This is a genomic window from Mycobacterium bulgaricum (genome assembly GCF_041287165.2).
GTDB classification, from domain to species: domain Bacteria; phylum Actinomycetota; class Actinomycetes; order Mycobacteriales; family Mycobacteriaceae; genus Mycobacterium; species Mycobacterium bulgaricum.
The window spans coordinates 49,771-69,658 of sequence record NZ_JBGGKV020000013.1 but is presented as its reverse complement, the minus strand read 5'-3'; the positions used below and the strand labels follow the sequence as shown (position 1 = coordinate 69,658).

20 protein-coding genes are annotated in these 19,888 nt (G+C 66.2%); 7 read left to right on the top strand and 13 right to left on the bottom strand.

Going from position 1 to position 19,888, the window contains the following annotated elements; genetic code table 11:
- Nucleotides 1–5 precede the first annotated feature (5 nt).
- The 3 genes from ACAG24_RS25355 to ACAG24_RS25345 form a co-directional block, all read right to left on the bottom strand.
- Nucleotides 6–623, bottom strand: a complete 618-nt coding sequence (locus ACAG24_RS25355) for an isochorismatase family protein (RefSeq protein ID WP_370475156.1) — start codon at nucleotides 621–623, stop codon at nucleotides 6–8.
- Between the two features lie 115 nt (nucleotides 624–738).
- Complete coding sequence (locus ACAG24_RS25350) at nucleotides 739–1,221, bottom strand: MarR family winged helix-turn-helix transcriptional regulator (protein ID WP_370475155.1); 483 nt, start codon at nucleotides 1,219–1,221, stop codon at nucleotides 739–741.
- A gap of 266 nt (nucleotides 1,222–1,487) precedes the next feature.
- A complete protein-coding gene (locus tag ACAG24_RS25345) occupies nucleotides 1,488–2,336 on the bottom strand; it encodes a DUF4436 domain-containing protein (RefSeq protein WP_370475154.1) in 849 nt (282 codons plus the stop codon).
- Between the two features lie 229 nt (nucleotides 2,337–2,565).
- On the opposite strand from ACAG24_RS25345, the gene ACAG24_RS25340 reads away from it, so the two are divergent.
- Nucleotides 2,566–4,368, top strand: a complete 1,803-nt coding sequence (locus ACAG24_RS25340; protein ID WP_370475153.1) for an Ig-like domain-containing protein — start codon at nucleotides 2,566–2,568, stop codon at nucleotides 4,366–4,368.
- 1 nt (nucleotide 4,369) lies between these two features.
- On the opposite strand, the gene ACAG24_RS25335 is transcribed toward ACAG24_RS25340, so the two are convergent.
- From ACAG24_RS25335 to ACAG24_RS25320, 4 genes are all read right to left on the bottom strand, one after another.
- Nucleotides 4,370–4,750 carry a hypothetical protein gene (locus ACAG24_RS25335; protein ID WP_370475151.1) on the bottom strand — a complete coding sequence of 127 codons (381 nt, stop codon included), beginning with the start codon at nucleotides 4,748–4,750 and terminating at the stop codon, nucleotides 4,370–4,372.
- Nucleotides 4,747–5,487 (bottom strand): hypothetical protein, encoded by a 741-nt coding sequence (locus ACAG24_RS25330; RefSeq protein ID WP_370475150.1) that lies wholly within the window; start codon nucleotides 5,485–5,487, stop codon nucleotides 4,747–4,749. Before ACAG24_RS25330 ends, ACAG24_RS25335 begins: the two co-directional genes overlap by 4 nt.
- 145 nt (nucleotides 5,488–5,632) lie before the next feature.
- Nucleotides 5,633–6,559: an HTTM domain-containing protein gene (locus ACAG24_RS25325; RefSeq protein WP_374150805.1), complete on the bottom strand. Its 927-nt coding sequence runs from the start codon at nucleotides 6,557–6,559 to the stop codon at nucleotides 5,633–5,635.
- A 10-nt stretch (nucleotides 6,560–6,569) separates the two neighbouring features.
- Nucleotides 6,570–7,130, bottom strand: a complete 561-nt coding sequence (locus ACAG24_RS25320) for a hypothetical protein (RefSeq protein ID WP_370475148.1) — start codon at nucleotides 7,128–7,130, stop codon at nucleotides 6,570–6,572.
- Between the two features lie 48 nt (nucleotides 7,131–7,178).
- Here ACAG24_RS25320 and ACAG24_RS25315 point away from each other — a divergent pair, with 48 nt between their 5' ends.
- Entirely contained in the window at nucleotides 7,179–7,934 is a 756-nt protein-coding gene (locus tag ACAG24_RS25315) for a hypothetical protein (RefSeq protein ID WP_370475147.1), read from the top strand.
- Nucleotides 7,935–8,307: 373 nt separating this feature from the next.
- On the opposite strand, the gene ACAG24_RS25310 is transcribed toward ACAG24_RS25315, so the two are convergent.
- The 4 genes from ACAG24_RS25310 to ACAG24_RS25295 all read right to left on the bottom strand — a co-directional run bounded on the left by ACAG24_RS25310 (nucleotide 8,308) and on the right by ACAG24_RS25295 (nucleotide 13,204).
- Nucleotides 8,308–9,999 (bottom strand): hypothetical protein, encoded by a 1,692-nt coding sequence (locus ACAG24_RS25310; RefSeq protein ID WP_370475146.1) that lies wholly within the window; start codon nucleotides 9,997–9,999, stop codon nucleotides 8,308–8,310.
- Between the two features lie 126 nt (nucleotides 10,000–10,125).
- Nucleotides 10,126–10,575, bottom strand: a complete 450-nt coding sequence (gene cynS, locus ACAG24_RS25305; RefSeq protein WP_370475145.1) for a cyanase — start codon at nucleotides 10,573–10,575, stop codon at nucleotides 10,126–10,128.
- A complete protein-coding gene (locus ACAG24_RS25300) occupies nucleotides 10,572–11,444 on the bottom strand; it encodes a formate/nitrite transporter family protein (RefSeq protein WP_370475144.1) in 873 nt (290 codons plus the stop codon). The genes cynS and ACAG24_RS25300 overlap by 4 nt, the downstream gene beginning before the upstream one ends.
- 107 nt (nucleotides 11,445–11,551) lie before the next feature.
- Nucleotides 11,552–13,204 (bottom strand): acyl-CoA synthetase, encoded by a 1,653-nt coding sequence (locus ACAG24_RS25295; RefSeq protein WP_370475143.1) that lies wholly within the window; start codon nucleotides 13,202–13,204, stop codon nucleotides 11,552–11,554.
- Nucleotides 13,205–13,403: 199 nt separating this feature from the next.
- Here ACAG24_RS25295 and ACAG24_RS25290 point away from each other — a divergent pair, with 199 nt between their 5' ends.
- Complete coding sequence (locus tag ACAG24_RS25290) at nucleotides 13,404–14,036, top strand: SDR family NAD(P)-dependent oxidoreductase (RefSeq protein WP_370475142.1); 633 nt, start codon at nucleotides 13,404–13,406, stop codon at nucleotides 14,034–14,036.
- On the opposite strand, the gene ACAG24_RS25285 is transcribed toward ACAG24_RS25290, so the two are convergent.
- On the bottom strand, nucleotides 13,981–14,892 hold the full coding sequence (locus tag ACAG24_RS25285; protein WP_370475141.1) for a lysophospholipid acyltransferase family protein: 912 nt from the start codon (nucleotides 14,890–14,892) through the stop codon (nucleotides 13,981–13,983). The two genes, ACAG24_RS25290 and ACAG24_RS25285, sit on opposite strands and share 56 nt — an antisense overlap.
- A 106-nt stretch (nucleotides 14,893–14,998) precedes the next feature.
- On the opposite strand from ACAG24_RS25285, the gene ACAG24_RS25280 reads away from it, so the two are divergent.
- From ACAG24_RS25280 to ACAG24_RS25265, 4 genes are all read left to right on the top strand, one after another.
- A complete protein-coding gene (locus ACAG24_RS25280; RefSeq protein WP_370475140.1) occupies nucleotides 14,999–15,706 on the top strand; it encodes a TetR/AcrR family transcriptional regulator in 708 nt (235 codons plus the stop codon).
- A gap of 129 nt (nucleotides 15,707–15,835) precedes the next feature.
- Entirely contained in the window at nucleotides 15,836–17,314 is a 1,479-nt protein-coding gene (locus tag ACAG24_RS25275; RefSeq protein ID WP_370475139.1) for an amino acid ABC transporter substrate-binding protein/permease, read from the top strand.
- A complete protein-coding gene (locus tag ACAG24_RS25270) occupies nucleotides 17,311–18,084 on the top strand; it encodes an amino acid ABC transporter ATP-binding protein (protein WP_370475138.1) in 774 nt (257 codons plus the stop codon). Before ACAG24_RS25275 ends, ACAG24_RS25270 begins: the two co-directional genes overlap by 4 nt.
- 5 nt (nucleotides 18,085–18,089) lie before the next feature.
- Nucleotides 18,090–19,016 (top strand): NAD(P)/FAD-dependent oxidoreductase, encoded by a 927-nt coding sequence (locus ACAG24_RS25265; RefSeq protein ID WP_370475137.1) that lies wholly within the window; start codon nucleotides 18,090–18,092, stop codon nucleotides 19,014–19,016.
- Here the strand turns inward: ACAG24_RS25265 and ACAG24_RS25260 are convergent, their stop codons facing one another.
- Nucleotides 19,017–19,874 (bottom strand): oxygenase MpaB family protein, encoded by an 858-nt coding sequence (locus tag ACAG24_RS25260; RefSeq protein WP_370475136.1) that lies wholly within the window; start codon nucleotides 19,872–19,874, stop codon nucleotides 19,017–19,019.
- Nucleotides 19,875–19,888: the final 14 nt, after the last annotated feature.

Here is a 19,888-nt window from a genome sequence, read left to right as displayed (position 1 = left end):
GGGGTTCACCGCGCCAATGCCCTGGCGACCTGGCCCATGAGCGTCGCAAACGGCATGTCGATCGCGGCATAGAGATCGTCGGCCGAAGGATCTCCATTGTCGGCCATAAGTTCGACCATCATCGTGGCGTAGTCGGAGACTTCGATGCCCAGCGTCGCCAACCGGGCAAGGCCCGCTTCGCGCTTGTGACGCGAGAACGTGCCACAGGCATCCACGGCGACCACCGGTTGAAAGCCGTTGTCACGAGCCGATATCGCCGGCAGTGACGCGCAGACCTCGAAGGACAGACCCGCAATGATCAGGTGGTCCCTGCCCGTCGCGGTGACCTGGGCGACGAAGCGGTCGTCGTCCCAGGCGTTGACCGTCGACCTGTCGAGAATCTCGGTGTCGCCGAGCACGCTCGTGAGCTCAGGAATGGTGGGGCCCCACATGCTGTCCCGTGCGGTGGTGACCGCCACGATGGGAAGGCCGAGCACGTGCGCTCCGCGAGCAAGCCCCACCACATTGTGTTTGAGTTCGTCGACCGACATGTCGCGCACCCCGGTGAACAGGCCGACCTGGTGGTCGATCAGCAGCACTGCGGTGTTGTGGCGGGTGAATCTCGTTCGGCTGGTATCGCTCATGTTTCCTCCGTGGCTACAGGTCCTTCCTACACCATAATAGTAATGAACATTTACTATCAATATCTATTACTATTTTGTGAGCCGGTGCCGTTCCACCGCCGCACGACCGCAGGTATTACTGCGCGCCGGCCCGCGTCTCAGCGCGCTGGTGATCGATGATGGCCCGGAAGTCGCTGAGGAACTGGTCGAATTTGGCCGCACCCAGTTTGCTGGCATGGCGGGCCATCACGTCGGCCATGATCGCATCGGCTGCTGCCATCTGCGCGAGCCCTCGATCCGTCGGCACGACGAGCTTCGCGCGCCGATCGGCGGGGTCGGGCCTGCGCTGCACATAACCCAGCTTCTCGAGATCGTCGACGATCAATCCCACGGCTTGCTTTGCCTGTCCCGAGAGCTTCGCCAGTGCGGTCGCGCGAATACCGTCGGCGCGCAGGTAGGCAAGCACGACGCCGTGCCGGGGCACGATGTCGTCGAAGCCTTCGTCGTGCAGGCGCTCGAACAGTTCCCCCTGGACGGCGAACAACAACTTCCCGGCGAGCACGCCCAAGTCGTCGCCCCGTCCGCCGTTTCGGTACATCCGCCGCGCCTCCAGTGCCACATCGTGTGAAGAGCACCCTAAGCCCTCGGCGGAGACGCGCAGCGCATCCGAGACGTGGCGGATGCGCCCGAGTCAGCGTCGGCGCCGATCACCCGACCTTCACCGGCAGCGACGCCACACCGTGCACCAACTCACCGCTTCTGTCGTGAATCGCGTGCATCTGGGCGGGGAGAACATCTTCGGGTAAACCGCTGTCGCGCGGTTGATCCCGCGTCATCGAGCAGCGCGACGCACGCAGCCCTCGTCACGACGCATCGACGCCGCGACTACTGCTTGAAGTACTTGTACCAGGCGGTGATGTAGATACCCATGGCCGATACGAGGGCGATGAGAACCCAGAGCACCACCGCCTGATCTATCCACGCTCCTGGAGGCGGCGCGCCGGGCAGGATGTTGCGCAACGGCACGACGGCGAACAGCATCGCGGCGAACCACGTACACAGTGGAGGAAGGAATTGCCGCTTGCCGCGGATGGTTTCGATGGCCACGACGAGAGCCATCGCGGGCAGCGCGATGAGCACCAGGCAGATACCCAGATCGAACGCCAGGGTGCCGCGGTGGCGGCTCAGCGTGATGACGGATGCCGACGCGTCGGTCTGATGCACCTCGACATTCCATCCTTCGATCTGTCCGCTGATCCGGACCTCGGCGGGCAGGACCCTTCGGTCGTCACCTGACCCGACGAGAACGTCGGCGGTGATCGGTTTGGTCGTATAGGTGTCGAAGGGCCAGCGATCGGCGTCGCCGTGTGCCTCGATCGTGGCGGTGATGCTGGCGGGTGTCTGGCCCTTCGGGAACTTCAGTTCACCGAGATCGACCCAGGGGTACAACCGGACGGCGACATCGGTGTTCAACACTCCCAGCTCTCGGTCGACGAACTGCTCGGGCGCTATCAGCAACACTCCGATCTCGAGTTCGTTGTTCGCGGTGTGAAGCGTGTCGAGGTCGACGGAGACGACGGGCTGCGCCGCCGGGGTCGGATCGAACGGGGGTTGGCCCGGATACGAACTGCTGACCCACCAGTACCCGACGAGAGACGCGACATAGATCAGCCCGACGATCGCGAGACTCGATGTCAGACGGAGACGGGAACGGAGGCGGCGGTCATCCTGCACTGTCAGGATGCTAGCGCCCCACCGGGCCTTTCAGGCGTTAAGCGCGCAGCGGCGCCGCCGAGTAGCTGACGAGTACTGCGAGACACGATGCCGGTGGCTGTCCGATATGCGAAAAAGGCCACGTCGGACGTTCCCGCGAACCCCAAATTATCGCGCCCGTCGCAAATTTGCTCCCGGGCCCGCAGACCATGCTTTACGGTCTCCTCCAGATGGATTCAGGGGGGTACCGATGTCACACGCGAACATGAGGTCTCGCAGCGGCAAGCATGCGGCACGCCGGGCAGAGGGTTTCGCGGTCCGGCGTTGGCTGGCCGCCGGCGCAGCATCGATCGGCGTGGGCGCCGCGTTGCTGGGGCTCTCGCTGACCGACGCGCAGGCCGGCGTCGCTTCAGCGGAGACGACCGACCGATCGTCAGTGCCCTCGTCGTCGGAGGCTTCCGACGACTCTGCGTCGACGACCCAGGTGGATCGATCACATAGGCGGACCTCGAAAGCCGACAGCGAAAGGGCCGACAACAACTCCGACGACGAAACCGACGATACGTCGCAGACGGAGGATGCGTCCGCGGCCGAAGATGAGGACGAAGCGACCGAAGAGGCCGACGAGCAGAGCGTCGACTCGCCGGCGGATTCCCCTGTCCGCGCCGACTCCGGGCGCGCCGGCGATGAGGAGTCGCCGAGTCGACGCTCGGATGTCGACGAGGACGCGGCAGAGCAACAAATCTCCTCGCCGGCAGACGGTTCCGAGGAGTCCGTCGTCCTGTCAGCGCCCGCGGAAACCTCGACACCGCTGGAAAAGCTCGCCGAACGCAAGCGCGAAGATGTCGCGGAGGCGATCGCCGCGCTGATGGCCGCGGCCCAGTCCTGGATTGCGGCGCTGCCGGTCGAGGCCCGCGTGAAGGACGACCTCACGGCCGGATTGTTCTTCGTGCGGAACACGTTCTTCAACCAGGATCCCGAGATCGACGCCGTTCAGTTGTCCGGACAGGCCGGCGGTCCGATCACCGGCAGGATAGACGTGTTCGATCCGGAGGGCGACGAGGTGAAGCTGCGCCTGCTCAGGCGACCCTCGAATGGCACCGTCCAATTGAATCCCGATGGCACGTACGTCTATACGCCGTCTGAAGGCTTCGACGGCGTGGACAGCTTCGCCGTCGCGGCCATGGACACCGGTCCGCGTATCAACGTCTTCGACATGTTCGGGTTGCCCGGTTCCCATACCGGCGTCCTCGTCAATCAGGGCGCGATCACATTTGCCTTCACTTACGTCGGCACCGAAACATGGTCCGACGCGGCAAAGGCCGCACTGCAGACGGGCGCGGACCGTTTGGCGGCGTACTTCATGGTCGCCAAACCCGTGACCCTGACCTACAAGATGACGGGCGCGAAGACGGGCTTCGCGTCGGCCACCAGCCCGACTGTGAGCGACGTGCCCGGGTTCTCCCGCACTGTCGTCCAGAACAAGCTGATCACCGGAATCGACAGCAACGGAACGGAATTCGACGGTGAAATCGACTTCAACCTGACCTCCAACTGGTCCTACGACTGGGTGGTTCCGTCCACGAAGAGCGACTTCATCGGAACCGTGATGCACGAGATGCTGCACACGCTGGGATTCGACGCGACGATCGGCGCCGCCGGCAAGAACACGGGCAGGTACTGGACCGTCTTCGACAGCTTCGTCGTCAACAGGGACGGTGCCAAGGCCATCAACCGGCGGTTCGTGTTCGATACAGCCTTCAACCCCAACCTCACGGGCGGCAACGGCGGCTTGTACTTCGGAGGGGCCAACGCGGTGAAAGCCAATGGCGGCGAGCCGGTTCCGCTCTACACCCCGTCGCCGTGGGAAGGCGGAAGCTCGGTGACGCATCTGGATGACGACACCTACACCGGCGCGAACATGAAGATGATGAACGCCTACCTCAACGGCTCCGTCATCCGGACCCTGAGCCCGATCGAGCTGGGCATCCTGCAGGATCTCGGTTTCCGCGTCATGGTGATGGCGCAGGCACCGGCGACCACAGCGGCCTGAATCAGCCGGTATGCCCGGGCCGCTGGACGCGTCCCTCCGCACCGACGAGGTCGACGGCATCTCCGACATCCACGGTGACGATGTCCTCGCGCGGCGGCGCGGTGAACGGAAGCCGGAGTAGACCGTAGAAGTCACCTGTGTCGACAAAGGTGTGCGCCCGCGCAAACAACGGCTGTACGTCGAAAATCCGCACCCGCAGTTTCTCGCGGGCGAGTCTGCCCAGTTCCCTTCCTGATTCGGGATCGGTGATCACGGGACCGGTGTCAGAGTAGACGGCGAACACCATCCCCGGCGTGACTCCTGATTCGGCGCCGCGATTGATGACGAGTGTGTAGTCGTCTTCGATCAGCGCGACCTGTCCGGAGATCGTGCCCGCACTCACGAAGCCGCCAGCGACGTGTCCTCGGGTGGCGCCGATGTCGAGCTCTGTCCTGCTCGGATGCGGGGCCGCAGACCGTAGTCGTCGACAGAGACCGGTTCGTCGATGTGGGTGGCGGTGTCCTGCTCGGTGCCCAGCGCGAGCTCGACGGCTGTCTTCGCCTGGAAGAGCGCGATGACGGCCTGCTGGTGGCGCTCGGATCCGAACGAGTTCAGCGCCAGGGTCAGTTTGCGGTCGACGTACACGATCGACCGAGCGAGCTCGGACGGCTGGGCCGATCGCGCCTGCGCGGCGGGATGTTGGGTGCCGTTCCTGGCGACCCAGCGGTGGCCCAGCGCGCCGACGGCCACCGACGACACCGGAACAGCCACGATCGCGCAGAGCAGGCCGGCGGTTCCCGGCAGCGCGATGGAGCCGGCGATACCCAGCAGCATGACAACAGCGAGGACGAACAGAACCCGCAGGGCGACCGGCACCTCGTCGATCGCGCGCCACATCGCGGTGACGACGCGTGCACCGTATCGCGCCAATTCCGCGAGTGCCCGGGCGAGGCTGCCGACCACCTTGGTCGCAGCCCGCCCGAATTCGTCGACCTGCTTTCGGCTGACCGGCGCCTTCGGCATCGACCACGACCGCGTCTGCGTCGCGGTGGATGTGGCCTGCGAACCGGGAGCCGCCGGTGCATCGCCCGCCGAGGCCGAGCCGGTGTTCTCATCGATCCCATTGGCATCAGAAACCACATGCGTATCATTCCTGAAAACTTCGCGATCGGACTCCTGGCGCGCCGCGGGGCCGGCTCACAACCCGCGGATATCGCGGGCCGCCGGCGTGCTCGAAGGCCCGGCCGACGAGGACGGTATCCCCCGGTACGCCCGAATGTCCTGTTCAGCCCGAGTCGGTGTCACCACTGTCCGGCGCCGACGCAGCCGAACCAGCTCCCCGGCTTACCCAACGTCCCGCCACATCCGGAGGGAGGAAAGCGAGATAGAGCAGCATCATCGCGGGTGAGAAGAAGCCGACCGCGATGGTCACCATGATGGCGAGGTGAAGGACCGCCCCGATCACCATCACGGCCAGCCGAACGCGCCGTCGCCAGACGAGAATCCCGAGCAACAACTCACCCGCCAGCACCGCCCACGTGGCGATGTTGATCACCGCAGCACTGTCCAGAACCACCTGCGGCACGCGCAGGATCAGCATGTCATCGAGGCGCAGCGCGTAGGACACCGCGGTGCCGCCCGGCCACTTCTCCCCCGTCATGCGGGTGGCGAAGGTTGCCACGTAGACCACCGTGAGCTGAATCTGCGAGAGGCGCAACGCCCATGGAGCACGGCACTGCGCCGACCAGAATGAGCCGGTTCGGCGTCGCTCGTCGAGTGAGAGGGCGGCACCGGACGGTGCGAGTGCGATGACGAACGCCTCCACCCGAAGGAGAACGTCTCCGGCGTTGAACACCAACGGGTTTCGGTACTGGAATGACAGGACCAGGACGAACACGAGCAGCGACGCAATCCTGCTGTGCCAGCCGACCGTCAGGGCGACCGCTGCCAGGATCAGCACGATCCACGCGATGAAGACGGCCCGATCGCCGACACCGGGAGGCAGCACTCCCCACTCGAACGGACCGGCTCTCGCGCGGATCAGCACCCCATCGGAGGTGAAGAAGTCGTCGAGATCAGGAAACAGTGACAGCCCCCAGGCCACCGCGATGAGGCCGAACGCAATGCGGACCACACCGAGAACGATCATAGGCTCCGGTCGAAACCAGAAGGCACGCCACGAATCTCTGGCCACGGCGCCGACGGGTGTCATCGCAGCCTGCTCAGGGAGTACGCACATCGCTGCGGTAGAGCGTGCGGACCGCGACGCCCGTGGGGCGGCCATCACCGGGTCCGCGCAGAGGTTGCCTGCGCACCAGAACCGCGACGTGCACCGGACGCTCCTCGGGTGCCGTCAGTTCGCGAACCGCCCACCGCGCGAATGCCGGCACCGCGTCTTCGTCGCGGATGACCTGTTCCTTGAACTTCTGCCAGCGATACCAGGTCACCGAGGTGATCGCCGGATCATCGCGGCGCAACGTCCATGTCCGGTCACTCCCGTCATCCATGGTGACCCGGACCTCGAGCGTCTCCAGCGCGGCGATCGGGTCGGGGCCGTATATGCTCCATTTCTGTTGCAGGCCAGTAGATTCCGCGACCGGAAGCAGGGCCTCCACCAGACCGCGCCTGAGATGGGAATCCGGCAGATTCCAGGCCACCGCAACGAGAACAACCACACAGACCACGACGCTGATCAGCCATTCGCCGAGTGCGGAGCGTTCGAAACGCGCACCGAGCGTCGCCGACGCGGGCCTCAACCCCATCCGAACCGGCTGTGTCGCCATCCGAGGAAGGCTATGAATCCCAGGAGCAGCGCGCCGAGGAACGCGGCGGTGAGCATCAGCTGGCCGCTGCGGCCGGCGGCGTTCGGGGACGCGTCCGTTCGTATCTCCGGCGCGATGAACGGTTTCACCGCCGGAGCGGTGAAGCCGGCTACGGCGTCACCCGGCACTCGCGCGACCGGAACGCCGCCGGTCAAGGTCTCCAATGCTGTCGGCGGCACCAGCCGCGGGACGGGAGGCGGGGCTGTCCACGGCCCCGCCGACGGCATCAGGGCGGCCCAGACGGACGTCGGCGCGGCGCCCGCAGGAGCGGGGAGCAATACAGGTGTCGGGGGCACCATGACCTCAGGCGGTGCCGTAACCGGCACCGTCACAACCGGATCCACTGCAGTTGTCACCGATCGGCCCCCGTCGGACGAACCGGCCGATCCTGCAGGGGCGGGGCCAACGCCGCCGGTGGTGCTGGTGTCACCTGTCGTGCTGGTGTCGCCGGTCGAGCTGGTGTCACCGGTGGTGCTGGCGTCGCCGGTCGAGCTGGTGCCACCGGTCGAGCTCGTATCACCCGTCGTGCTCGCGTCACCGCTGGTGTCACCGGTCGTGTCGCCCGTCGTGCTTGCGTCGCCGGTCGTGCCGGTGTCACCGGTCGTGCCGGTGTCGCCGGTCGAACTCGCATCACCTGTCGTGCTCGCGTCACCCGACGTGCTCGCGTCACCAGACGATGTCGAGTCTCCTGACGAACTCGAATCACCAGACGATGTCGAGTCCCCCGACGAACTCGAATCACCGGACCCGCCGTCACCCGGCTGATTCGTCAACACCATCCTCGGCGGAGCGTCTTGCGCCCCATCCAGCAGACCGACACAGAACACGAGTCCAGCCACCATCAGAACCGCGCTGAACACGCGGCCCGTCATCTCCCAATTCCGACGCATCGCTCCGCCCCCGACCTGCTCCGCGACTCCCCCGCGGCGAACGAATCCGAGCAACCGTTACCAGGGTTGCGGAATTCGCTTGTTGCTGCGTGGAAGCGTACTGCTTCAGCCGCGTCAACGGCACCCTCGGGTGCGCATGGCCGGGCGCCGGGAAGGTGGTCCGCGCTTGCTGCGCGAACTTCGGCGATGGGGCGGGGTGGCCCGTGGGCCCGCCCGGCATCGTCGTCGAGAACCGGACGGACCCAGACCTACCCCGTGATCGTCAGGCGCAGGGCTGAGGACCGCGTCGAGATCAGTGCGCTGACCGACAGCGGGTGGAACTCCGTCCTGGCAGGCGCGGCAGGCGTACCGATGACCACGCCGGTGGCAGGCCCCTTCGGGGTCCCGACAGACACGGCCTGGCCCGGGTCGCCGTAGATGCCGGTACAGCCGTCGCCTTCGCACGCTCCCGTCGACGAATCGACCCGGCCGGCGAAGATGTCATCGATCCATCCGGCGATGAGGGTCTGCGCGGCCGACTTGTTCTGCTCGGTCGGAAACCCCTGGTACAGGTAGGAAACGAACTGGATGAGCCGGCTTCCACCCTGCATGGCGTCCAGGTGCTCGCCCCCGTCGAGCACCACGCCGTTGAAGTGCCCCGGCCGGTGCCCGTTGAGTGCCTCGTCCACTCGCCGGGTCTCGCCGTCCCTCGGCGCACCCAGCTCGAGCACCGGGATGTAGTCGCCCAGCCCGTCGAGCTTGTCGAGCGCCTCGGCGAGCACCGCCCCGGGCGGGGCGCCGTCGAGTGTGATGATGCCGGCGAGGTGATTGGTGGCGCCGGCGGCGATCACAGCCTCGGCGTAGTAGCCGGCCGCGCCCGCGGCGACACCGGCACCGAGTGAATGGCCGACCAGGGTGAACCGGTCCGGCAGGGCAGCGTCGGCGCCGTACCTCTTCGCGAGGCCGGCGGCCACCGCACTGGCGGTCAGAGCGTCGCGATCACCGAGGAGGAGTGCCGCCGTGGCGCGGTACACCTGGTCGTCGCCAAGCCAGAAGCCATCTCTCACATAACGATTCGACGACAGCGTAGGTGCAACGACGATGCTGTTGGTGCGTTCGGCCAGCCAGGCGGCTGTGTAGCTGTACATCGGGCCGATGCCGAGGTAACCGTGCTGCAGATAGATAAGGCGCTCGGGCGTTTCGGTGCCTTTCGGGTAGTACCAGTCCGCGCGGACGTAGCGCCCATCCTCGATCTCCAGCCTGGAGGTGCGCACCGTGACCTTGCTTCCCGGTGGCACGACCGGCGGCCCGGAGACGAATCGGACCGCCGCCCCGATGATCTCCATCATCAGCGACTGGAACACGTCCTGAAGCGTCCGGGTCGGCGGCGCGGCGAGGGCGGCGGGCGCGTCGAGCGTCCGCGAGACACGTTGCGATGCAGGGGAATCGACGACCGTCAGGGGTTGCGCCGCAGTGTCGGCCACGGGACTCTGCTCGTCGACGGAACCCTCGGTCGGGCCGGCCTCCGGCACCACAGCCGGGGCCTCGTCGACGATGACAGGCTCGCTGACTTCGTCATCGACGGGCGCGGCTTCATCCGAAGGCGAGTCGGTCGCGGCATCGCCGCCGTCGAGCGAGGACGCGCCGTCGTCATCGTCCGCGTCCGACAGTTCGGGGGCCTCGTCCTGCTCCTCCGGCTCCGCCGGGCCCTCGGCCTCGACCTCATCATCGGAATCGGCGGCGTCCTCGGCGTCGGCGCCATCGGCCACGTCCTGGGGCGACGAATCCGTGCCGTCGGTTTCGCCCGGGGTATCGTCTCCGCGCTCCGCCGAGGCACTGGCGCTCGCACCCGACGCGTCAGACCCGGTCTCCGCGCTCGCAGTGTCGGCCCCGGCGATCAGTGCGGCGGACATCCCTGCAGCCACCACACCTGCACCCATCCACGCTGACAGTTGCGCCATTCGTCTCCCAACCTCGATATTGACGGCTGCGTAGCACAGCCGCGCTCACCGTAGAACACGTCCGAGGCGGGGTAGACACTTATTCAGATCTGGTCATTTTTTCGAGCGCGGTGTCAGAGCAGCGCATCACCACCGGTAGTCCAGGAACTTCCCGTCGAACGTCACGACCACGCGATCGCCGTCCGGATGCTCGCGGCGCTTGATGTCGACCTTGAAGTTGATGGCGCTCATGATGCCGTCCCCGAACTCCTCGTGAATGAGCTCCTTGAGTGCGGGCCCGTAGACAGCCAGCGCCTCGTGGAACCGGTAGATGGTGGGGTCGGAGAGCAAGGCCGGCTCGATGCTGCGACTCGGTTGCAGTTGCAGGCTTTCGGCGACTGTGGCATCGAGATCGAGCAGCTCGCAGACCACCTCAGCCTGGGCCCGGGTCATCGGATGCTGACCCAACAGCGCCGCCACACACCACACCAGTGGCGCGTCGAGCTTCTCGGCGATGTCGGTCCAGCTGAGCTTCTTCCGGATACGGGCCGCCGTGATCAGCTCCGCAGCTTGGCTTTTCGCCATGATCGGCGTCATCGAAGGCTCCCATTCCCCGCGGTGAGCAGCGAGCGTTCGTCCGAGTCTTTCGACGGCACCTCGACCAGCCGCTTCTGTCCGGTGCGGGCGTGCGTGGCGAACAACGTGAGCCCGACGAAAGTCAGTCCTCCGACCAGATTTCCGATCACCGTCGGGATCTCGTTCCAGACAAGGTAGTCCGCGATCGAGAAATCACCACCGAGCATCAGGCCGGACGGAAACAGGAACATATTCACGATGGAGTGCTCGAAACCCATGTAGAAGAACAGCATGATGGGCATCCACATCGCGATGACCTTGCCCGAGACGCTGGTCGACATCATCGCCGCGACCACGCCCGTCGACACCATCCAATTGCACAGCACCCCACGGATGAACAGGGTCAGCATGCCGGCGGCGCCGTGTTCGGCGTACCCGACCGTTCGGCTGTGGCCTATCTCTCCGAGCCGCTGGCCGACCTCGTTGGGGTCGACGCTGAACCCGAAGGTGAACACGACAGCCATCATCAGGGCGACCAGGATCGCGCCCGCGAAGTTGCCGACGAACACCAAGCCCCAGTTCCGCATCATCGAGCGGAACGTGACGCCGCGCCGCTTGTCCAGCATGGCCAGCGGCACCAATGTGAAAACACCTGTCAGGAGGTCGAATCCGAGCAGGTACAACAGGCAGAACCCGACTGGGAACAGGACGGCGCCGAGCAGTGCATTGCCGGTCTGCACGGTGATGGTGACCGCGAAGGCTGCGGCCAGAGCGAGGATGGCGCCCGCCATGAAGGCGCGGATCAGAGTGTCTCGGGTCGACATGAGCGCTTTGGACTCACCGGCGTCGATCATCTTGCCGACGAATTCGCTCGGGTTCACATAGGACATGTCCGAAGAGTTCCCCGACCGTATTGCCGATTCGAAACACAACGTGGACAGTCGTGTTGCCACCCCCTCACAGCCGATCGCAAGGTCTGTGAGGGGCCCGAGTCACCTCAGCTGTCGACGTCCATCTCGACCAGTACCCGGCGAAGCAGCTTCCCAGTCGCATTGCGGGGCAGCTCGTCGACGAACACCACGTCGCGAGGAACCTTGTGGCGCGCCAGGTTGTCCTTGACGTGCTGCTTGATCTCGGCTGCGTCCCTCGCGGCGCCCGGTTCGGAAACGATGAAGGCGCGCAACCGTTTTCCGAACTCCACGTCGTCCACGCCGACCACCGCGACCTCGGCGACGTCGGGCCTGGCCTCCAGCAGATACTCGACTTCCTGGGGGAAGACGTTCTCTCCTCCGGAGACGATCATGTCGTCGTCGCGGCCGTCGACGAACAGCAGTCCGTCATCGGTGAAGTGACCCATGTCACCGCTGGACATGTAGCCGTCGATGATCTGCTTGTGGCGGCCGTCGGTGTAACCGGAGAACGGCGCGCCGTTTCGGACGAAGATCCGTCCCCGCCGGTTGTTTCCCACGATGCGCTGATCGTTCTCGTCGTAGAGCACCACCTCGCAGGTGACGGGCGAACGGCCCGCGGTTCCGGGCGCCGCCCGCAGCTCGGCGGGGGTGGCGACGCTTGCGATGGCGCATTCGGTGGAGCCGTACATGTTGTAGAGGACATCGCCGAACGTGTCCTGGACCCGGTTGGACAGCTCGGGACTCAAGGCCGATCCGGCGATCAGAATCACCTTCAGCGACGACGTGTCGTATTTGGCGATGATCTCCGGGCCCAGTTCGACCATTCTGTGCAACATCGTCGGAACGGCCACCAGCATGTCGGCCTTGTGGGTGGCAATGAGGTCCAACGTCGCCTCGGCTTTGAAGCGCCGCGCGGTCACCACTTTGTTGCCGAACGCGGCGCCGACGGTGTACGTCGCCCATCCGGTGCTGTGAAAGATCGGCGACACGATGACCATTGTTCCCTGATGCGGGAACGGAATTCGATCGATGATCTGGGCGGTGGCGAGCGGTGACACGCTGTCGCGGGGTGCCCCCTTGGGCAGACCCGTCGTTCCGCTGGTCAGGATCACCGAGCCGCCGGGCTTGTCCGGTGGCGGCAGCGGCTCCGAGGAGTTCGTGGCGATGATGTCATCGAGCGTCGGCAGGCCTGCCGGCACCTCAGTGCCGTCGTCGACCCACGTCAGCACTCGTGGCATGTCGGCGGGCAGCGCGTCGAGGAGCCCGAGGAACTCGCTGTCGTGGAGGACGACGGCGACGTTCTCGCGCCGGCACACCTCGGCGAACTGCGGCTTGGCGAAGCCGGTGTTCATCAGCACCATCCGGGCGCCGAGCTTGCCGCAGGCGGCCATCGTGATCACCAGTCCCCGGTGATCACGGCACAGCACGCCGACGACAGAACCTGCCGAGACACCCAGCCCGCGCAGGCCGTGGGCCAGCGCCCAGGACTGGTCGTCGACCTGTTTGTAGGTCAGGGTCCCGCGTTCGTCGACGATCGCCGGCAGGGACGCATACTTGCGGCCGCCCTGGATCGTCATGGTCGCCTGGGGACCGTAGACGCGGGAGAGCTTCGCCGTCCGCACCGACCCTTTCAGGTCGCCGAAGTCGATGATGCCGGTGTCCACCAAACGCTTGAGTGCTCGTCCCGACTCGGCCGCCAGCTGCACTTTCTTCCGCACACTGCCGAGCACGTCATTCATCCGGAGGCCTCCTCGCCATGTCGTCTTGGACGCAAGGTACCAAGCGTCGACGGCTGTCGACATCACGCGTTGTCACCGGGGTTGATCCCAAGGACACCGGTTCTCGTCCCGACAGTGGTCTTATCGTGACCTTATTTTTGCCTTATGTTTCTTAGGATTGGGTGTAACCTCCGAGGAACGTCGAGCAAAGGAGCCCACGATGCGACCTTCACATGCCACACCAGTCGTCCTCGTCAACGGCGCTTCCGGGGCCATCGGAGCTGAGATCGCGCGGCAGTTCGCGAGCAGCGGGGCCCACGTTCTCGTGAATTGCGGCGATCCTGGTCGGGCGTCCGAGGTGGCCGACGCCATCCGCTCCGCAGGCGGGCTCGCAACCCCGCTCGCCGCCGACACCTACGACCAGACGCAGACCGCAGCGTTGATCGCTTCGGTGGGGGCTCGCTTCGGCAGGCTGGATGCAGCGATCCTCGCCGCGTCCGAGGCGCCTGGGCGGAGCGCGGCGGCACTGAAGCGGTTCGCCGAGTCGGTACTACCGCTGATGTCCGCCGGCGGTTACTTCGCCTTCGTGACGAACCACCAGGCCCACTTCTATCCGAACAAGGCCGTGCCGAAGGGCTACGCATCGGTCGCGGCGACGATGCGCGCCGGCGAGACCGCGCTCTATGCCATGCGTCCCCAGTTCGCGGGCGCCGGAGTCCGATTCAGCGTCGTCACCGGTGACATGCACGGGGACACGACCGCCGTCGCCACCGCCGTCGTCTCGGCGGCCACGGCCGTCAACCCGTCGGGTGTGGTGTGCGTCGGCAGCGCCGACTACCTGATGACGGCATAGTCGTTCGCGCCCCCGACGGGCGCCTCGCCGTGCTCCAGGCGAGCGGGTTGAGGTGACGGAACGGGTCTGCCGCACGCACGTCCTGCAGATCGCCGAGGATTGTCTCCAGAGCGATCTGTGTGCGCTCCTTGATCGTCAATTCCCATCGCGCAGTGTCGGTTTCGGTGGGCCGAGACGTGTCGATCGGAGATCCGAACCGCAGGTACATCCGTTGCGGCCGCGGGATGAGCGTCGGACCGAGTCCTCGGACCAGCGGGAGGCCGACGCCGCTGACGCCGTGTAACCGCTGACCAAGGCTGCGGGTCATCCGCTCCCAGGTGCCGCCCCGTTCGACGAAGCTGCGATACACGTCGTCCCCGCCGACGAGGCCGACCGGGACGATGGGGTATTCGTGCGCGATGGCCAGGCGCGCGAACCCGCTGCGCCCCTCCCACAACAGCGCATACTCCTCGCCTTTGAATTTCAGCATGTCCCTTCCGCCTCCGGGAAACACGAGCACGGTCTCGTTCTGACGCATCAGGTCAGCCCCGGTCTCGGGGTCCCCGACCACAGCTCCCGCCGCTTCCAGCGCGTCTCGGAAGAGACCGCCGGTGTCGGCCAGCTGCCGAGTGGCCAGGCCGCGCACCCTGGTTCCGAGTTCGCGGTAGACGAAATAGGGAATCGCCACGATCTCCGCCCACCCGGAGATCGTGTGGTTGCCGACGAGGAGGAAGCGTCCGTCGCGCGGGAGCCCGTCGAGCCCGTCGACATAGATGCGAGAAAGGTCGACCGCGGGCGACAAGGTGTCGGCGAGGCCGAAGATCGCCTTCTGCATCACCTCCACCCGGCGTGCGCGATCGGTGAGCGATTCGATCATGACGGTCTCCTCGGGATGGTTGTCTGCAATGCTACACGCGTTGCTGACCGAAATACCGATTTGGTCAGTACGCCCATAAAGGCTGCTCGCAGGCTACGATCCACACGTGGCTTCTGCGAATGGTGATCTGCCGGAGCAGCAGTCGACGAAGGCCGCGCGACTGCTGGCATCCGCCGGTGAACTGCTCCTCTCGCGCGGTGCGCGTGGATTCACCGTCGCCGACGTCGCCAAGCGCGCCCGGGTCGGCAAGGGCACCGTCTACCTGTATTGGCCCACCAAGGAAGACCTCCTCACAGGATTGGTGGGCCGAGGTTTCCTTGGCTTGATCGACGATCTGGTCACAAGGATCACCGACGATCCCGAACTCGCGCGTCCGTCGCGCTTCTGCCCGATGATGCTCGAAGTCGCCACGCGTCAGCCACTGCTGGCGGCGCTTCAGCGCCACGACGACGACCTCCTCGGCGTCCTCGCCGATCATCCACGTTCGGTTGCTTTGCACGATGCGCTTGGCCCCAGCGCGGTCATCGGTACGGTGCTTCCCATCTGGCGTCGCCACGCACTGGCCCGCGACGACTGGGACCTCGCCGATCAGGGGTTCGCGCTGCACGGGCTGATCACCGGGATGGCGATGTCTGTCGTCGAACCCGGTGCAGGCCCCCGGCCTGCCGCTGATCCGTTGGAGGTCTTGGCAGACGCTGTCACCGCACTACTGGGCCCCGAGCACGCGGACCGCCGTCAGATCGCTTCTACAGCAGCGGAAGTGATCGAATTTCTGCGCGCGGGCAGGGCCACCGCCCTTCGCCTCATCGGCTAGGCCGGCGCCGACTTACTCCTCGTTCACAGCCTTTTCGAAGGTGCGCTCGTTACGCCCAAAGCATCGCGATGCGACGCCGACCCGGCTAGCGTGTGTCTGCCCACCCGGGCCGAGAGGGGAGACACACTCATGGGTATCGGTTGGTCGCGGCGTGAGACCGCGGCACTACGGCGACATCCCGCCCGCGGTCTCGCCGTGGCCGTCGCGGCGATCCTGCTGGGCCTGCTCGGTGCGGCGTCGGTCGCAGCCCCGCACGCCCACGCCGACGGTGAAACTTATGTCATCGCGACCGACACGACGTTCGCCCCGTTCGAGTTCCAGGACGACAAGGGCGACTTCGTGGGCATCGACATGGACCTGATCCGGGCCATCGCCGAGGACCAGAATTTCACCGTCGACATCAAGCCGCTGGGCTTCGACGCGGCACTGCAGGCCGTGCAGGCCAATCAGGTCGACGGCGTCATCGCCGGTATGTCCATCACCGACGAACGCAGGAAGGTCTTCGACTTCTCGGAGCCCTATTTCGAGTCCGGTATCCAGATGGCGGTGCTGAAGGACAACGAGGACATCAAGTCTTACGAAGATCTGCGCGGCGAGCGAGTCTCGGTCAAGAACGGCACGCAGGGAGCTGATTTCGCGAATTCCATCAAGGATCGGTACGGCTTCGAGGTCGTCTCGTTCGCCGACTCGTCGACCATGTTCGACGAGGTGAAGACCGGCAACTCGGTCGCGGTCTTCGAGGACTACCCCGTGCTGCTCTACGGCATCGCCCAGGGCAACGGCTTCAAGACCGTCACGCCGAAGGAAGACCCGACCGGCTACGGATTCGCGGTCAACAAGGGACAGAACCCGGAACTGTTGCAGAAGTTCAACACCGGGCTCGACAACCTCAAGCAGTCCGGCCGTTACGACGAGATCATCGACACCTATCTCGGTGAGAACGCCACAGCCGCCGACGACTCGTTCTTCGGATTGATCAAGAGCACCTTCCCGCTGTTGCTCGAGGGCCTCAAGATGACGGTGATCCTCACCGTCGTGTCCATCGCGATCGCGCTGGTCCTCGGCACGATCTTCGGGCTGATGCGGGTGTCGCGATCCATCTGGCTGCGCGCCGTCGGCACCACGTTCGTCGACATCTTCCGCGGCACACCACTTCTGGTGCAGGCGTTCTTCATCTACTTCGGCATCCCGGCGGCGCTGGGCTTCCAGATGTCGGCGTTGACCGCCGGCATCATCACGCTGTCACTGAATGCCGGCGCGTACATGACCGAGATCGTCCGCGGCGGCATCCTGTCGGTCGACAAGGGACAGATGGAGGCGGCGCGCAGCCTCGGCATCGGCTACCTGCCGACCATGCGTAAAGTGATTCTCCCGCAGGCGATCCGCACGATGATCCCGTCCTACATCAACCAATTCGTCATCACGCTGAAGGACACGTCGATCCTGTCGGTCATCGGCATCGCCGAGCTCACGCAGACCGGCCGGATCATCATCGCCGGCAACTACAAGTCGTTCGAGATGTGGCTGATCATCGGCATCATCTACTTCATCGTGATCATGGCGCTGACCAAGCTGTCCGACCGGGTCGAGAAGAGGATCATCAAATGAGCCAGCTGATACCGGAAGCGGCCGCCGCCGAGCCCGAGGGCAAGGTCAAGATCCGCATCGAGGGACTCAAGAAGTCCTTCGGTGAACTCGTCGTCCTCGACGGCATCGACACCACCATCAAGCACGGCGAAGTGGTCTGCGTCATCGGACCGTCGGGGTCCGGCAAGTCCACGTTCCTGCGCTGCCTCAACAAGCTCGAGGACATCACCGGCGGCACGGTGGTCATCGACGACTTCGACCTGTCCGACCCCAAGGTGGACCTCGACGACGTGCGACAGCACATCGGCATGGTGTTCCAGCACTTCAACCTCTTCCCGCACATGACGGTCATCGAGAACGTCACGCTGGCACCGCTTCTCACCAAGAAGATGGACAAGGCGGCGGCCGAGAAGCGGGCGCTGGAACTGCTGGACCAGGTGGGGCTCAAGGAGAAGGCGAACGTCAAACCGGCCACGCTGTCGGGCGGTCAGAAGCAGCGCGTAGCCATTGCCCGGGCGCTGGCGATGAATCCGTCGATCATGCTGTTCGACGAGGCCACCAGCGCGCTGGACCCCGAGATGGTCGGCGACGTGCTCGAGGTGCTGCGCGAACTCGCCCGCGGCGGCATGACGATGGTGGTGGTCACCCATGAGATGGGATTCGCGCGCGAGGTCGCCTCCCGGGTGCTGTTCATGGCCGACGGCAAGATCGTCGAGGACGACACCCCGGCCGAGGTGTTCGACAACCCCAAACACCCACGGCTGCAAGAGTTCCTGTCGAAGGTACTGTAGCTCCGGTGACAGCCAGACGCGTCGCCGTCATCGGGGCCGGCATGTCCGGCGCTGCCTGCGCCCAGGCTCTGAGCGAGCACGGGATCGCCGTCGACGTCCTCGAACGCGGCCGGACGGGCGGTGGCCGGATGTCGTCGCCGACGGTGCAGGAACGACGCGTCGATCTGGGTGCGGCGTATCTGACCGCCAAGGACGAATCCTTCTCCGCGGTGGTCGACGACTGGGTGCGCCGGGGCCTCGCCCGCCCGTGGACGGACACGTTCGACGTCGTGTCCCCCGACGGGCGCGACACGTCCTCCGGGCCTGTGCGCTACGCGGCAGCAGACGGATTGCGTTCTCTGGTCCGCGATCTCCTGCCCGGTGACGTCCGCTACGAATCGCACACCGACTCGGTGGACGTTCTCGACCACGACGCCGTGGTGCTGGCGATGCCCGACCCGCAAGCCGCCCGGCTGATTCCCGACGCGTTCGAATGGGTGGACTACGAGCCCGTGATCGCTGTCGCCGCCGGGTGGCCCGAGCTGTGTTGGGATGTGAGCGACGCGGCGTTCGTCAACGACGATCCCGACGTCTCCTGCATCGCCGACGACGGCGCACGTCGCGGGGACGGCGCCCCGGTACTCGTCGTCCACACCACCGCCGGCCGGGCACGCCGTCACCTCGACCGGCCCGACGACGCCGTGGCGCCGGCGCTGGCCGCGGTGCGCCGTCTCCTCGGTGTCGCGGGGGAACCGACCTGGACGCACGTGCACCGTTGGACCTTCGCGAAGCCGGTCGGCACCCACGGTGACGACGCGTACGGCCTGCTCACCGGCGGCCGCCCGATCGGCGTGTGCGGCGATGCATGGTCCCCCTCGGGTGCGCCGCGCGTGGAGTCGGCGTGGCTGTCCGGCCGGCGGCTGGCCGGCGCGATCGCCGACGCGCTCTCCTGACTACTGGGCAGTCAGCGCCCACCGGATGCCGCCGACGAGCGCCCGTCCGGACCACCGCACCGCCGTGGCCTCCAGCGGCGGTAGATAGGGCAGCCGCAGCGGCAGGCGAGCCCACACCGGCAGCATCGCCACCGAGGTCGCGGCGACCACCCCGTAGGGAGCGCGGGCCGGCAGCGGCAGCGGCGGGGTGAGCAGCAGGAAGCGGGCGGCGTCGCGGGCAGCCGCCGTGCCCTGCAACTCGGGCCGGTAGGCCTGGATCCGCTCCCGCAACTCGGCTTCGGTGCGAGGCGGATCCGCGACCCCGAGTGCGGTGGCCACGCGGGCGGTGTCGGCGACGTACCCGTCGCGGCCGCCCTGGTCGAGGGGGTTCGCGCCGTAGAGCTGGTGGGCCAGAAGGAAACTGTCGATCTCGGCGATGTGCACCCACTCGAGCAGGTGCGGGTCGGAGGCCTCGTAGGGTCTGCCGTCCGGCGCGACCCCGCGGACGCGGCGATGGATGCCACGCACCTTGTCCACGGCGCGCTGCGCGTCGTCGGCCGGACCGAAGGTGGTCATGGCGAGGAACGTGCTGGTGCGTTGGAGGCGCCCCCAGGGGTCGCCGCGGTAGTCCGAATGTTCGGCGACGCCGGCCATCGCCAGCGGATGCAGCGACTGCAGCAGCAACGCGCGCAACCCGCCGACGAACATCGACGCGTCGCCGTGGATGCGGCGGATCGGGCGGTCCTCGGCGAACCAGCGCGGTCCGGGCGTGCCGTGGATCCGGGCGCGATTGCCCGGCCCTTCGGGCCCCGCCACCATGCCGAACAGCGCGCGACCCACGCCGCTTCTGATCGCGTTCATCTCCCGCGCCAACACCATGGTTACGACGGTAC

What these genes read in the sequence shown, in the direction of transcription:
- ACAG24_RS25285 (WP_370475141.1), bottom strand. Translation starts at nt 14,892, where the DNA reads ATGATCGAATCGCTCACCGATCGCGCACGCCGGGTGGAGGTGATGCAG.
- ACAG24_RS25320 (WP_370475148.1), bottom strand. Translation starts at nt 7,130, where the DNA reads ATGGCGACACAGCCGGTTCGGATGGGGTTGAGGCCCGCGTCGGCGACG.
- cynS (WP_370475145.1), bottom strand. Translation starts at nt 10,575, where the DNA reads ATGACGCCGATCATGGCGAAAAGCCAAGCTGCGGAGCTGATCACGGCG.
- ACAG24_RS25340 (WP_370475153.1), top strand. Translation starts at nt 2,566, where the DNA reads ATGTCACACGCGAACATGAGGTCTCGCAGCGGCAAGCATGCGGCACGC.
- ACAG24_RS25295 (WP_370475143.1), bottom strand. Translation starts at nt 13,204, where the DNA reads ATGAATGACGTGCTCGGCAGTGTGCGGAAGAAAGTGCAGCTGGCGGCC.
- ACAG24_RS25310 (WP_370475146.1), bottom strand. Translation starts at nt 9,999, where the DNA reads ATGGCGCAACTGTCAGCGTGGATGGGTGCAGGTGTGGTGGCTGCAGGG.
- ACAG24_RS25355 (WP_370475156.1), bottom strand. Translation starts at nt 623, where the DNA reads ATGAGCGATACCAGCCGAACGAGATTCACCCGCCACAACACCGCAGTG.
- ACAG24_RS25325 (WP_374150805.1), bottom strand. Translation starts at nt 6,559, where the DNA reads ATGACACCCGTCGGCGCCGTGGCCAGAGATTCGTGGCGTGCCTTCTGG.
- ACAG24_RS25300 (WP_370475144.1), bottom strand. Translation starts at nt 11,444, where the DNA reads ATGTCCTATGTGAACCCGAGCGAATTCGTCGGCAAGATGATCGACGCC.
- ACAG24_RS25270 (WP_370475138.1), top strand. Translation starts at nt 17,311, where the DNA reads ATGAGCCAGCTGATACCGGAAGCGGCCGCCGCCGAGCCCGAGGGCAAG.
- ACAG24_RS25290 (WP_370475142.1), top strand. Translation starts at nt 13,404, where the DNA reads ATGCGACCTTCACATGCCACACCAGTCGTCCTCGTCAACGGCGCTTCC.
- ACAG24_RS25260 (WP_370475136.1), bottom strand. Translation starts at nt 19,874, where the DNA reads ATGGTGTTGGCGCGGGAGATGAACGCGATCAGAAGCGGCGTGGGTCGC.
- ACAG24_RS25275 (WP_370475139.1), top strand. Translation starts at nt 15,836, where the DNA reads ATGGGTATCGGTTGGTCGCGGCGTGAGACCGCGGCACTACGGCGACAT.